Source organism: Acinetobacter calcoaceticus, from assembly GCF_900520355.1.
Classification (GTDB): Bacteria; Pseudomonadota; Gammaproteobacteria; order Pseudomonadales; family Moraxellaceae; genus Acinetobacter; species Acinetobacter calcoaceticus_C.
The window spans coordinates 1,392,835-1,407,223 of sequence record NZ_LS999521.1; the positions used below are offsets into that span (position 1 = coordinate 1,392,835).

Consider the following 14,389-nt stretch of genomic DNA (forward strand, 5'->3'; position numbering starts at 1 on the left):
AATTAGTCCTCTAAAGAAAGGTGGGCTGTGGCAAGCATTGGTTTTAGTCGAGCTAGAAGCCAAATACTAAAGATTGCACTAAGTACAGCCGTAATAATAAAAAGTATTTTAATATCAATTTTTAAAACACTTAAGATTAAGATTGAAAAAATTGCAGAAGAAACCATAAAAACGGCATTTAAAATGTTATTCGCTGCTACAACACGAGCACGATGTGAACGTGGTGAATAAGCCTGCATCATGGCATAAAGAGGGACAATATAAAAACCGCCACTAATTCCCAGTAAAGTCACTGCTAACATGACATGATAGTAAACCCAGCCTTGGGTAAAAATATCTTTTAAAGTGAGTAATGCCCCAGTTCTTTCAGGTACGAAAGCTAAGCTAGCAGCAAGATATAATGCAAAAACAGTAAGACCTATTGCACCAATCGGTACCATTTTAATATTAATTTCTGAACCCCCAATTTTACGGCAAAGAAGAGATCCGACACCAATACCAACCGAAAAGAAAGTCAGCAAAAGGCTAACGACATTTTCTGAAGCGTGAAGGTTCTGTTGAGTGAGCTGTGGAATTTGCGTTAAATAAGTAGCGCCATAAAACCAGTACCATGAGTTACCTAATAAAATAGTGAATACTAAAGGTAAGCTTTTGGCATATTTAATTGTTTGAAAACTCGTACGAATAAAATTCCAGTCTATTTTTAAATCTGGTGCAGCAACTTTTTGCGGTAAGACAAATCGACTACACAAATAGCCTAAGCCAGCAATAATCACAACTGTAAGACTAATCCACAATAAATTTCCGTGTGATGATGCAATCACCGCACCACCTAAAATCATCCCAAATAAGATTGCCATTGAAGTGCCCGACTGAAACAGAGCATTACCGGACATCAACTCATGTGGTTTTAAAATTTCAGGCAAAATTGCATATTTGATAGGACCAAAAAATGTTGAATGTGTACCCATTAAGAATAAAGCAAGCAGAAGCAACCATAAGTGTCCCAATAAAAAACCGGCAGAGCCGATGAGCATAATGATGATTTCTAAAATTTTTATGCCGCGGACGAGTTGTGAACGCTCATATTTATCTGCAATTTGTCCGGCAGTGGCCGAAAAAAAGAAATAGGGCAAAATAAACAAGAGAGCCGCTAAATTATTAAGAGTACTAACAGGGGCAGATTGCTGCTGAATCAAACCATAAGTAATCACTAATAATAAAGATTGCTTAAAAACGTTATCATTTAATGCCCCGAAAAACTGGGTAAAAAACATCGGTACGAACCGACGTGATGTCATCAGGTGCTCATCTTGTTTCATCATGTGCAAACTTCATTGTGTTTTATAAAAAAATGTGACCGAGTGTTAATTTGCATCGAAAACCATGTATGATATTTTTAACGCTTGATTAAATGAAAAATCAATGGTTTTGAGTGAGTTTTACACTTACCTTGGTGCGTTTTATTAAAAATAAGTTAGAGTTTTCTATGTCTTCTAAAATTAAGTTTAAACAGTCAACTCTCTCTCATTCTATGCATTTAATTTTAAAAATGCAGGGGATTCCTAAACTTATTTGTAGCAGCTTGTTGTTAACCGTTTGTGTAACGCCAAGTTTTGCTCAAACTTCTGTTGAGAGTAACTCTTCAACTTTAAATCAGACGATGTCTGATGCGTCAACTGAACAATTAGCGTCAGTGGATCAGCAAAATAATGTTCCAATAACAGATATTGCTACCCTTGTGACTCAAGCTCAGCAACAACAAGATAGCTTGGCTATATTGCAACAACAAGAACAATTTCCAAATCAAATTGACGAATTTAAGCCAATTACACTTGATAATCTTGAGGATTTGCCTGATTTGCCTGTCGATCAAAACATGGCAAATGAAATTTATAAAGTTGCTGAAGAAGCTAAAAGTGAAGCGCAAAACTTCCAAAATGGGACTCAAAAGCTACCTGAAGTAACGGTAAGTGATGCAACACAGTCTGAAATACAGGAAATTAAACAAGCACCTGTAAATATTGATCAGCTTATGCAAGAGATTAAATCTGATAGCCAGATTGTAGTCGAAGCCAATGAAACTGGAAAAACCTTACCAGAGTTAACTCCAGAGACCGATGCCCCGCCTGAACAAGCTGGTTTCTTTAAACGTATTTTAAATAAAGTGCGTCCGCCACGTGCAATTCCAATGGAACAAGTACCGCGTATTAGTGCAGAAGTAAGCGGTGCTTCAGATGTGCTGGCTAAAAACATTAAAGGTAAGTTATCAACATTCACCCAAGAATCATTCGAAGATTTTAATGCAGCTTTACCTCAACTCAGAACATTAAGTAATCAGGCTGCTCAAGCAGTTGGTTATTATAATGCCGAGTTTAAATTTGAAAAATTAAGCCCGAGTCGGGTTCGTGTTAACGTTACGCCAAATGAACCAGTACGAATTAATGAACAAAATATTGAATTTACTGGTGCTGGTGAAAAACAACCCCAGTTTCAAGTTATTCGCTTAGTTCCTGATCAGGATGTAGGCGATATTTTTAACCATGGTTTATATGAAACTACGAAAACCCGAATTGTCAACGCAGCATCAGACAATGGTTATTTTGATGCTTTTTGGCGCTTACATGATGTAAAAGTAAGTCAGCCAGAAAATAAGGCTGATATTAATTTACGCTATGAAACAGGTGAGCGATACAAATTAGATAAGGTTGAGTTTCGTATGAGTGATCCATCGAAACCTTTACCGTTAAATTTGAATGTTTTAGAAAGTATGGCGCCTTGGAAAGATGGCGATGATTATGCTTTTTGGCGTGTCAATGTTTTAGCAAATAATCTAACCAACTCGCGTTATTTTAATTACACCTTAGTTGACTCAATCAAACCTGATCCAATTGAAAAACCACTTGAGTTACCACCAGATTTACAGGCTTTAGTTGACGAACAAAATATTGATGTTGATGAATCTAATTTACTTTCACCAGAAGAAAGACAACTTGCGAAAGCACGTCAATTAGCGACATCTAATAAAGAAGTGACACAAAATGTAATAGATGAAAAACAGTTTGCAGGAACACAAAATGTAAAAGGTGCAGAGGCTAAAATAGCGACTTTGCAAAGTGCTTCAGTTCAGCAAAATGAACAAGAAACTGAACAAGACCGCCTGCAAGCACAAGCACGTGAAACAAAAAGAATTCCAGTCATCGTGACCTTAAATGCAGACAGGCTAAATAGTTTAGAAACTGGTGTCGGTTACGGGACCGATACAGGCGCACGTTTACGTAGTCAGTATCGCCGTTCTATTGTGAATAAATATGGTCATTCTTTTGATGCCAACTTGGAAGTTTCTCAAATTCGTCAATCGATTGATGGGCGATATAGTATTCCTTATAAACACCCATTAAATGACTATTTTAATATCGTGGGCGGATATGAGCGTGAAACTCGTGATGATATTGGTCCAGATGTAAGTTTGTTAACTGAATCTGCTGTTGTTGGTGGTGAGCGTGTAATTAAACGGCCCTTAGGGAACTGGCAACATACCATTGGTGTCCGCTATCGTTTAGACCGTTTGACCCAACAGGGTGATGTTGATATTTCGGAATTACCAGATGCTTTTAAAACGGCTGCATCTGAGCAGGAAGCCTTATTATTTAGTTATGAAACGTCTAAAACCTCTAGTAATACACGTTTAAATCCAACGAAAGCTTTTAAACAAACCTATAAGGTAGAATTAGGCAGCGAGAGTTTACTGTCCGATGCCAATATGGCAATTGCAAGTGCAGGTTGGAGATTTATTTATTCTCTTGGTGAAAATGACGACCATCAATTCGTTGGAAGATCTGACCTTAGCTACATTTTTACCGATGATTTTGACAAGGTTCCGTACAATCTTAGATTCTTTACCGGTGGTGACCAAACCATTCGTGGCTTTGATTATAAGAGTCTTTCCCCAGAAGTCGATGGATATAAAATTGGGGGACAAGCTTTGGCTGTAGGTTCTTTAGAGTATAACTATCAGTTTAAAGACGGTTGGCGAGCCGCCGTTTTCTCTGACTTTGGTAATGCCTATGATAAAGACTTTAGTAATCCAGCAGCTTATAGCGTTGGGGTTGGAATTCGCTGGAAGTCTCCAATCGGGCCAATCCGTTTAGATGTCGCTTCGGGTATTTCAGATGAAAACCATCCGATTCGTTTACATTTCTTTATAGGCCCACAACTTTAAAAATAAAATTTTATTAGGTTTATTTTATGGCGGAAGTAGAACAGCAGCCAACTTCGGCACCTAGCTCTCCTAAGAAGCGGCGCATTTTGCGTAGTTTCGTGCTGACGATATTGATCATATTTTTATTATTAGCGTCTTCGTTAGTGATTATGATGTCAACAGATCGCGGAAGTCGTTTTTTATTAGATCGGGTTTTAGAGGCTCAGAAAATAATTAAATATGAATATGAAGGCGGTAACTTACTGCGCGGAATTATTCTTAAGAATGTTTTGGTGCAATTAAAGGACGTTGATGTTTCATTAGATAGAGCTGACGTAGGTTTAGGATGGCGCTCTTTATTATTAGAAAAAGAAGTACATTTAAGTCATGCAGATGTACGTAACTTACATATTATTAATAAAGCTCCGCCGTCTGGTAAAGCGTTCGAATTTAAGCCGATTAAGTTACCATTTGTTCTACGCGTTGATGAAGCCGATGTTGATCATTTAGAGATTAAGTTAGCGACCTCAGATGTAGATTTTCATGATGTTCATTTACAAGATGCGCTTTGGTCAGAGACCAAACTGGAATTTGAAAAATCTAGTATGGATATGGGCTATCTTTCTGTCCATAATGCCACAGGAAAAATGGATTTTAGTGGTAAATACCCATTAAATGCGACAGCAGATTTAAGAATCCCATCTCTAAAAAGTTTAAATATTCAAAATATTAAAGTCGCAGCTCGCGGAAGTTTAGATACTTTAAAAGCTGGTGTTGCAACAACAACTCCAGATTTGTTAACGGGTTGGGTGGTGTTACATCCTGTTCGTGATGAAGTTCCAATGCAAGGTGAGTTATTACTCAAAAATTATCACTTACCTTTATTGGTTGAACAAAAATTATTTGCAAAAAATGGTGTGATCAAGTTTCAAGGTGATATTAAACAACTTAATCTAGCGCTTGATACTGACTTAAAAGGTGAGAATTTACCTGAAGGTCAATACAACGCTTTAATGAATACTGACTTAGTTCATCAACTTAACATTACCGATTTTAATGGTCAGGTAATGAAAGGTGCTGTGAACCTTAAAGGTTTAGTGAACTGGAAAGACCATGTTACTTGGGATGTCAAAGGTCGTTTAGACCATATTAATCCTAAAGACAAAGCCATTCCTCAGGTTGTTCAAGACTTTTTACCGCCAAGTTTAGATGCTACTGTTGCTTCAACCGGCTCTTTGGAAAAAGGTACTGAAGTATTTGCTAATGTTGATTTTGACCGTTACGAGTCTTGGAAACTCAAGTTTAACCAGGCGCCAGAAAAAAATAATAAACCTCAACCAATGCTTATGAATGTAGCGTGGACGAAAATAGACCGCGCAATGCCTTATATTGGATGGTTAAGCAGTGACAATGGTCAGGTTGATTTGACATTACGTGATGGTCAGCAAGATATTAAAGTTGCTACAAAAGTTTATCAGCATGAAAAAACCTTATTGCCAGCAGGACAATATCTAGCCAATCTGAATGTTAAAGATAATGTTTTAAATGTTCCCAATTTTAGTTTTACTGCTGAAAAAGGTAGCTTAACTGGGCAGGCTAAAGTGTTGCTTCCTACTGAAAAACGTCAGTTGGTTTGGAACGCATTGTTAAATGCAAAAGATTTTAATCCACAAAGTATTCATGCGGCAGCACCTGTTAATCTTTTAAATGGTTCGATTAAAGCAAATGGTTTTGCTAAACCAAACCAGCAGATCATTCAATTTGAGAAAATTGACTTAACTGGTCGACTGGCTCAAGCAGGTCAAGAGACGATAAGTTTGGGTGGAAAGAGTACAGCAGCATTATTATTTCATGATGTGAAAGCTGGTGGTGGTTTTAAAGGTTTTGCAGTTAATTATGATGGATCTTTAAAAGCCTTAAAACAGGCAAATGGTTTATTGAAGTTTTCTATAGCGGGCACACCAGATTTTATTCGAATTAACCAGTTACAACATGATGGGATAGCTGGAAAAATCTATGCCACAGGTTCTGTAAATTTAAAAGATCGCATTGCATGGGATATTAATAGTTCATTGGTACGTTTTAAACCCCAATATTTTACCTCAGCTGTAAAAGGCGAAATTTCAGGGAATCTGAAAACTCAAGGGGTTTGGTCAGACCATTTGAAACGAATTAATATTCAACAATTGAATCTTGCAGGCTTTTTAAATAATAAGCCTGTTCGAGGTAAGGGTAATTTATCTTTATTGATGGATTCTAATCAAAAAGGCTTTTTACCTCAGCAATTTGAAGCAAATAATTTATTTTTAGTGTATGGCCAGAATCAGCTACAAGCGACAGGTAATGCCCAAAATCTAAAAATCAAGCTCAATGCGCCCGCACTCTACGAGTTATATCCGGGTCTACGCGGTCGAGCTTATGGCGACCTGAATGTACAATCACAGCCACGTTTAAAAGCAACAGCAAATATCGCAGTAGATGATTTTGCTTTTAATACTTTAGTCAGCGTGAAGAGATTGAGTATTCAGGGTGAACTTCCAACATCGGAAACAACACCGACTCAATTAACCGCAAAATTAGATAATTTGCGTAGTGGAAATAGACAAATTCAGTCTGCCGAATTGAATTTAACCGGAACAAGAAAAGCGCATTTATTGAAAGTACTCGGCAATAATAGTATTTCCAAATTCTATGTTCAGTTGGCAGGTGGGTTTAACCAAAATAATGATTGGTTAGGCCAGATTCAGAAAGGAAGTTTTGATTCAAGACGCATTCGTTTGGCACAAAATCAAAATGCTCCAGTGATTTTTTCTTCTGCACGGTCTGAGCTATATGTAGGTCAACACTGCTGGCAAAGTGCGAATAGCCAGCTCTGTTTTGACCAGCCGGTACGGGTAAGTAAAGCACGCGGTAATATCTCGTTTGTAACTCAAAACATGGATTTAAGTGACTTCGCGGCATTTATGCCAGAAGGTTTAGCGATAACTGGGCAATTAAATGGTTATGCCAAGGCATCGTGGGTAAATGGAGGTAATCCAAAACTTGACGCACGTTTAATTACACGCAAAGGTGAAATTGGTTTAGCTGCTGAAGATCCACAAGACCCAGCAACCACTCTGGCTTATGATGAGTTGGGTGTTATTGCAAAAAGTGTATCTGAAGGACTTTTATTCCGTGTTGATGTGAAAACACCTGATATTGGTACGGGTTATGCGAACGTTATTATCAACCCATTCCAACCATCAATGCCAATGCATGGTGAGGTCGCTTTTAATGATGTTCAATTAAAAGTCTTGAAACCATTTATTCAAGATGTCCGCAAACTGAGTGGGACTTTAGCTTTGGCTGGTAAAGTCAACGGTACATTAACTCAGCCACAATTTACTGGTGAAATGCGTCTGAAAAATGGTGCAATCAGTATGATTTCGCTGCCAGTTAATTTAACGAATGTTCAGGTTTATTCGTCAATTCGTCAGGACATGGCAACAATTGATGGCGCGTTTAACAGCGGTCAAGGTGTAGGACTTTTAAAAGGTAGTTTTGAATGGAAAGATGCACCACGTCTTCAATTAAACCTCAAAGGTGATAATTTACTTGTACGTCAGGCCCCATTAATTACTGCAATTGCCAATCCAAACCTTACACTTGATATGTATCCTTTCGATAAGCGTTTAAGCTTAAAAGGGTCGGTAGATGTTCCTCGTGCACGTATTTCAATGCCGGAAACAACGACCCCAGTCATTAATACCTCATCTGATGTCCGCATAGTTCGCCAAGGCCAAGATCCGCTTGCAATTTTACGTGCTGCTAAACCTTGGGATATTCGAGCGGATATTGCTGTTAATATTGGAAACCAAGTGATATTCCAAGGCTTTAACAGTAATATTCCATTAGTTGGTCGTTTAAATTTAAGCCAACGTGGTTACGAGACTGCAATGAGAGCTAATGGAGCAATTGGTGTCAGTCAAAAAGTGAAAATTGAGGCTTATGGGCAAAGTCTAGATTTGAATCGAGCGATTGCGCGTTTCAATGGTCCATTGGCAAATCCAACTTTAGATATAGACGCAAACAAAAATGTTCAGGGTAGTATGGTTGGAGTACGTGTTACAGGGACTGCGACATCTCCAAACATTCAGGTTTATAACGATGCAGGTCTATCTGAGCAAGAAGCATTGAACGCGCTCGTTACTGGGCGTATTAATGAAGGTTCGAGTGGTTTAAGTAATGCAGAAGGCTTTAAGTCTGATGTAAATAACACCATTGCCGCTGCGGGTATCAGTATGGGCTTGGGTGGTACACGAGCTTTAACTAACCAGATTGGACGTACTTTTGGTTTAAGTGGATTAGCTTTAGATGCACAAGGTACAGGGGATGATACGCAAGTAAGTTTAACGGGCTATATCACACCGGATCTGTTTATTCGTTATGGTGTCGGTGTGTTTACGCCAGTGAACAAGCTTACGTTGCGTTATCAAATGAACCGCCGTTTATATCTAGAAGCAAGTCAGTCTTTAGAAAGAGCGATCGATTTATTCTACAACTGGCGTTTCTAAATGTATGAATTAAAAGCTCACTCCAAGTGGGCTTTTAATTTAATAACACCTTCATAAGATTTAAAAAATTGAATATTTATTATATGAACCATGGTTTGTTTTCAAAGGAACCAAATCTTGAATATGGTTCTGATTAAAGAAAATTCACTTGAAAATTGCTGTTTTATAAATTAGTTTTCAGAAACATTAAATGAAATTAGATTGATAATACCTTGTTGATAAGTGCAAATAAGGTGAATTTTTCAAGGAAATAAACGTGAAAATAGATACTTATATTGAAATAAAATATGGCAAGGACAACGATACAAATATTAAATATCGTGGGCTAATTCAAAAATTAACAGCAACATTGTCGTTGACGCTTTTATCATTTGGATGGTGCTCCACTGTAAATGCTGCACAGCAACAAATCGCTTTAGTAGGGACATGGACATCGATTCCTGATGCACCGCTTGTGCAAAAACCAAAACAAGCCAGTGAAGGTTTGTACCAGCTTCAAGTTAATAGCGATGGGACTTTAACTCCTGTTAAGGTGTTGAAAATGAAAAGTCCTTCTTGGATTGTGAAATCTAAAGATGGCCGTTTTGCATATACCACTAATGAAGAAAATGATGGAGCGGTAACTGCGTTATCAATTCAAAACGGAAAGGTGAAGGTGTTGAACACAGTGAATAGCCATGGTGGACATCCAACACACGCATCAATCAGTTTAGATGGTAAATTCCTGTTTGTGTCGAACTATTCGGCATTCGATAAAGGTCGTGGTGGGGTGGCTGTTTTGCCAATTTTGCCAAATGGCCATTTGGGTGAAATGGTTCAAAATATTGTTTTTAGCGAAGGTTCTGGTCATGTTAAAGGTCGTCAAGAGAGTGGTCATGCACATTCGACAACTTTCAGCCCAGATGGCAAGTATTTATATGCGAGCGATCTTGGAAATGACAAAGTCTATACCTTTCGTTATAACCCGAATAAGCCTCAACCACTCGAAGCGGATAGTAGTCGAGATGTGACCTTTACGCACGGTTCTGGCCCGCGCCATATGGTCTTTTCACCAAATGGCAAATATGCCTACATTACCGCAGAAATGCGAAGTGAAATTGTGACATTTAACGTACAAGATGGTCATTTGAAAAAAGTAGCTGAGCTAAAACTAATTCATGAGGACAAAACACCTGAATTTAAGAGTGCGAGTGGAATTATCCTCAGTCCAAATGGCAAATATGTGATTGCTGCCAATCGTGGTACAGACAACAAACTTTTGGTATTTAAAATTCAACAAAATGGATTGCTAGGTAAGCCAACAGTTTATAAAGCGAATGGTATTGAACCACGGGCTTTCTCATTCGATGCATCTGGTAAATACCTATATGTGACAAACGTTTTTAGTAATAACATTAGTTTATTTTGCTTTGATGCAAAAAATGGCACCTTAAAACCTGCTGGTGATGCAGCAAAAATACCAACACCTACGGATATTAAATTTTTTAATTAACCCGAAACATTAAACTGACATTTCTAATGCTTGATATAAAAAGACCGAGGGTTTTCTATCTCGGTTTTTTTTATGGCAATTTTTGCAAAAATGATGATTTTCCGTATGATATCAACAGCAATAATTAGTGTAGTGAAATGATGAAAAAGATTTTATTGATTGCAATGAGTTTGTTCTTTGTCGGTTGTTCAGAAAAGAAGCCATTAACACCCGAAGAGCAGTGGCATGGCTTTTGTACTAGCGTAGGAAATGCGGCTAGAAGTATTGTTTTTGATCGCCAGCAAGCAATTGAAAAAGCTCAAGCAGTTGAGCATGCAAATAAAATTGAAGATGATGTTACGAAAAAGTTCATTCTTAATGTTATTGAAAAAGTTTATGCAATTCCAAAAGAAGAACTGACAAAAGATTCTCAAGCACTCCAAGAAAAAGTTAGAAAGCAAGCGATGGATGAGTGTTTGGCAACACCTCATGACAAAATGCCAAAATATAAATCGTTCTAATTGGGTAAGGTTATTGAATTTCCTCTCATCTGAGGCTATTCCGCTTAAAAATAGCCCAGATTTGGCTAATATGCTTATTATTTGTACATGGGTATTTAGATACAAAATAATGGGCATCACGGAGAAACACCCCGTTTTCATTAACTTTTACCTTGAACTCTAGTAAACTTTTGTAGTCCATATTACTTGTGAAGCTTTTTAAGAAAGCTGGAATTTGCAAGTAATTTTTCAAAAAAAGAGGAATGAACACCGTGCTAGAAGCTTACCGCCAACACGTTGAAGAACGTGCCGCACTCGGAGTCCCACCGAAGCCACTTGATGATGCTCAAACAGCTCAGCTTGTTGAACTATTAAAAAATCCACCAGCAGGCGAAGAAGCGTTTTTGGTTGATTTGCTTGAAAACCGTGTTCCTGCAGGTGTTGACCAAGCAGCTTACGTAAAGGCAGCGTTCTTGGCAGCGATTGCAAAAGGCGAAGCAACTTCATCACTCGTTTCTAAAGAGCGTGCAGTTTACTTACTTGGCACAATGCTTGGTGGTTATAACGTAGCACCACTCGTTGAGCTTCTTGACAATGCTGAACTTGCAGGCCTAGCTGCTGAAGCGTTAAAGAAAACACTTCTTGTATTTGATGCATTCCATGACGTAGCAGATAAAGCAAAAGCGGGTAATGCCAATGCTAAAGCTGTTTTACAATCTTGGGCAGACGCAGAATGGTTCACAAGCCGTCCTGACGTTCCAGAAGAAATTAAAATCACTGTGTTCAAAGTAACTGGTGAAACAAATACTGATGACTTGTCTCCAGCACAAGATGCTTGGAGCCGTCCAGATATCCCACTACACGCCAATGCAATGTTGAAAAACGAGCGTGATGGTATCAATCCTGAAAAACCAGGTGAAGTTGGCCCGTTAAACCAAATCAAAGAACTCATCGCGAAAGGCAACCAAGTTGCTTATGTGGGTGACGTTGTTGGTACAGGTTCTTCACGTAAATCTGCAACTAACTCTGTACTTTGGTTCTTCGGTGACGAACTTCCACACATTCCAAACAAAAAAGATGGTGGTGTGTGCTTAGGTTCTAAAATCGCTCCAATTTTCTTTAATACAATGGAAGACGCAGGTGCATTACCTGTAGAAATCGACGTTGCTAACATGAACATGGGCGACGAAGTAGTATTGAAAATTGACCATGCTGCTGCAAAAGTTACTGCTTTTAAAGATGGCGTACAAATTTCAGAAGCAGAACTTAAAACTCCAGTACTTTTAGACGAAGTACGTGCTGGTGGTCGTATTAACTTGATCATTGGTCGTGGTTTAACAACTAAAGCACGTGAAGAATTAGGTCTTGAACCTTCTACATTGTTCCGTACACCTGTACAACCTGCTGACACTGGCAAAGGCTTCACGCAAGCTCAGAAAATGGTTGGCCGTGCATGTGGTTTAGCTGAAGGTCAAGGTATCCGTCCGGGTACTTACTGTGAACCTAAGATGACTACAGTGGGTTCTCAAGATACAACTGGTCCAATGACTCGTGACGAGTTAAAAGACTTAGCTTGCTTGGGCTTCTCTGCTGACTTGGTAATGCAGTCTTTCTGTCATACTGCTGCATATCCAAAACCAGTTGACGTAACTACTCACCATACATTACCTGACTTCATCATGAACCGTGGTGGTGTATCTTTACGTCCAGGTGACGGTATTATCCATTCGTGGTTAAACCGTATGTTACTTCCAGATACAGTAGGTACTGGCGGTGACTCACATACACGTTTCCCAATCGGTATTTCATTCCCAGCGGGTTCTGGCCTAGTTGCGTTCGCAGCTGCAACTGGTGTTATGCCACTTGATATGCCAGAGTCTGTACTTGTTAAGTTCAAAGGTAAAATGCAACCTGGTATCACTTTACGTGACCTTGTACATGCAATTCCTTACTACGCGATTCAAGCGGGTGACTTAACTGTAGAGAAGAAAGGTAAGAAAAACATCTTCTCTGGTCGTATCCTTGAGATCGATTTATCAGAAATGGAAAATGACTTGACTGTTGAGCAAGCATTTGAACTTTCTGATGCATCTGCTGAACGTTCTGCTGCTGGCTGTTCAATCACACTTTCTGAAGAGAAAGTTGCTGAATACTTACGTTCTAACATCACTATGTTGAAGTGGATGATTTCTGAAGGTTATGGCGATGCTCGTACTATGGCGCGCCGTGCTGAAAACATGCAGAAGTGGTTAGAAAACCCAAGCTTGTTAAAAGCTGATGCTGATGCAGAATACTTAAAAGTTTACGAAATCGATCTTGCTGACATCAAAGAACCAATTCTTTGCTGCCCGAACGATCCAGATGATGCGAAACTTCTTTCTGACGTTCAAGGCGACAAAATTGATGAAGTATTCATCGGTTCTTGTATGACTAACATCGGTCACTTCCGTGCAGCGGGTCAGTTACTTGATAAAGTACCAAGTGGTTCATTAACTACTCGTTTATGGTTAGCTCCACCAACACGTATGGACGAGCACCAATTAATGGAAGAAGGCTTGTATAACATCTATGGTCGTGCTGGTGCGCGTACAGAGATGCCAGGCTGTTCACTTTGTATGGGTAACCAAGCACGTGTAGCGCCGAATACAACATGTGTATCGACTTCTACTCGTAACTTCCCGAACCGTTTAGGTCAAGGTGCAAATGTTTACTTAGCTTCTGCTGAACTTGCATCTGTAGCTGCGGTTCTTGGTAAATTACCAAGCCCAGAAGAATATCAACAGTATGCGTCGCAAATCGACAGCGCATCTGCTGACATCTACAAATACTTAAACTTCGACAAGATGAGCGAATATACTAAAGAAGCTGATCAAGTTGATACTAAGAAAATTTCTGCTGCTCAATTGACTTAATGAGCTAGGAACAAGAAAAGCCTATCGGCTTTTCCCTAGCGCAAGAGCAAAGCTATGCTTTGCTTGAGCAAAAAGATAAAATAAGGGCTGATTAATCAGCCCTTATTTTTATAATAATGAAAAGCATTGTAAATATAGAAGATAATATTCTTGATTTAGAAAAAATTCTTTATAAAGAACAAAATCTTGAAGAGTTAAATAGCTTAATTCAAAAATTATTTTCTAGGATATTAAAAGCGTATCCTTATATAAAATTGCCAATGTTTTCTATAATTCCAACAAAGGATCTAGAATTTACTGTTTGGTATCAAAATCCAAATGCTATTACTGAGACCTTATTAATTAAGCAGAATAATTTCGAAGCATATATATGGAAAAGTTCTGATCAGAAATGGTATTTAGATGATTTGTATTCTGAACCACATCAAATTGCCAAAAAAATAATAGAACGTATTCCTATGTTTCATTCTATTCCTGAAAATCCTAGAGAGGTAAAGTATCTATTGGAAATAGGGATAATACATTTTGATCCTAAATTCTTTCCAAAATTTTCTGAAATAAAACTTGAAGATACCCATGAGATTCTGACATGGGATGATCGTTTCTTATTGATAGGCACCCGACTCAATAACCTTAAAATCTATAGTCATGAAGAGTGGAAAGATTTGATTGATAGAGAAAACTACTATTTAGAGTAAGAGAATATTTTATGGCACTTGAACATAATTTTGTTTTATTAAATAAGAATAAGT

At 38.3% G+C, this 14,389-nt stretch carries 6 protein-coding genes and 2 pseudogenes; 7 read left to right on the forward strand and 1 reads right to left on the reverse strand.

Going from position 1 to position 14,389, the window contains the following annotated elements; genetic code table 11:
* Positions 1–2: 2 nt before the first annotated feature.
* Positions 3–1,325 (reverse strand): MFS transporter, encoded by a 1,323-nt coding sequence (locus tag AC2117_RS06625; protein ID WP_133972800.1) that lies wholly within the window; start codon positions 1,323–1,325, stop codon positions 3–5.
* Positions 1,326–1,489: 164 nt separating this feature from the next.
* Here AC2117_RS06625 and AC2117_RS19220 point away from each other — a divergent pair.
* From AC2117_RS19220 to AC2117_RS06660, 7 genes and pseudogenes are all read left to right on the forward strand, one after another.
* A pseudogene (locus AC2117_RS19220) lies at positions 1,490–3,071 on the forward strand (POTRA domain-containing protein); the annotation flags it as partial.
* A gap of 95 nt (positions 3,072–3,166) precedes the next feature.
* Positions 3,167–4,222 (forward strand): annotated as a pseudogene (locus AC2117_RS19225) (autotransporter assembly complex protein TamA); the annotation flags it as partial.
* A 26-nt stretch (positions 4,223–4,248) separates the two neighbouring features.
* Complete coding sequence (locus tag AC2117_RS06635; protein ID WP_133972802.1) at positions 4,249–8,754, forward strand: translocation/assembly module TamB domain-containing protein; 4,506 nt, start codon at positions 4,249–4,251, stop codon at positions 8,752–8,754.
* 256 nt (positions 8,755–9,010) lie between these two features.
* Positions 9,011–10,246, forward strand: a complete 1,236-nt coding sequence (locus AC2117_RS06640; protein WP_133972804.1) for a lactonase family protein — start codon at positions 9,011–9,013, stop codon at positions 10,244–10,246.
* Positions 10,247–10,383: 137 nt separating this feature from the next.
* The gene (locus tag AC2117_RS06645) at positions 10,384–10,746 is read left to right on the forward strand and encodes a hypothetical protein (RefSeq protein WP_133972806.1); all 363 of its coding nucleotides are present in this window, start codon (positions 10,384–10,386) and stop codon (positions 10,744–10,746) included.
* Positions 10,747–10,997: 251 nt separating this feature from the next.
* Positions 10,998–13,637: a bifunctional aconitate hydratase 2/2-methylisocitrate dehydratase gene (locus tag AC2117_RS06655; protein WP_042897255.1), complete on the forward strand. Its 2,640-nt coding sequence runs from the start codon at positions 10,998–11,000 to the stop codon at positions 13,635–13,637.
* A gap of 116 nt (positions 13,638–13,753) precedes the next feature.
* Complete coding sequence (locus AC2117_RS06660; RefSeq protein WP_133972810.1) at positions 13,754–14,335, forward strand: hypothetical protein; 582 nt, start codon at positions 13,754–13,756, stop codon at positions 14,333–14,335.
* Positions 14,336–14,389: the final 54 nt, after the last annotated feature.

Bases quoted from the DNA above. Each gene is read 5' to 3' on its own strand.
- AC2117_RS06660 (WP_133972810.1), top strand. From the start codon at position 13,754: ATGAAAAGCATTGTAAATATAGAAGATAATATTCTTGATTTAGAAAAA.
- AC2117_RS06625 (WP_133972800.1), bottom strand. From the start codon at position 1,325: ATGATGAAACAAGATGAGCACCTGATGACATCACGTCGGTTCGTACCG.
- AC2117_RS06635 (WP_133972802.1), top strand. From the start codon at position 4,249: ATGGCGGAAGTAGAACAGCAGCCAACTTCGGCACCTAGCTCTCCTAAG.
- AC2117_RS06645 (WP_133972806.1), top strand. From the start codon at position 10,384: ATGATGAAAAAGATTTTATTGATTGCAATGAGTTTGTTCTTTGTCGGT.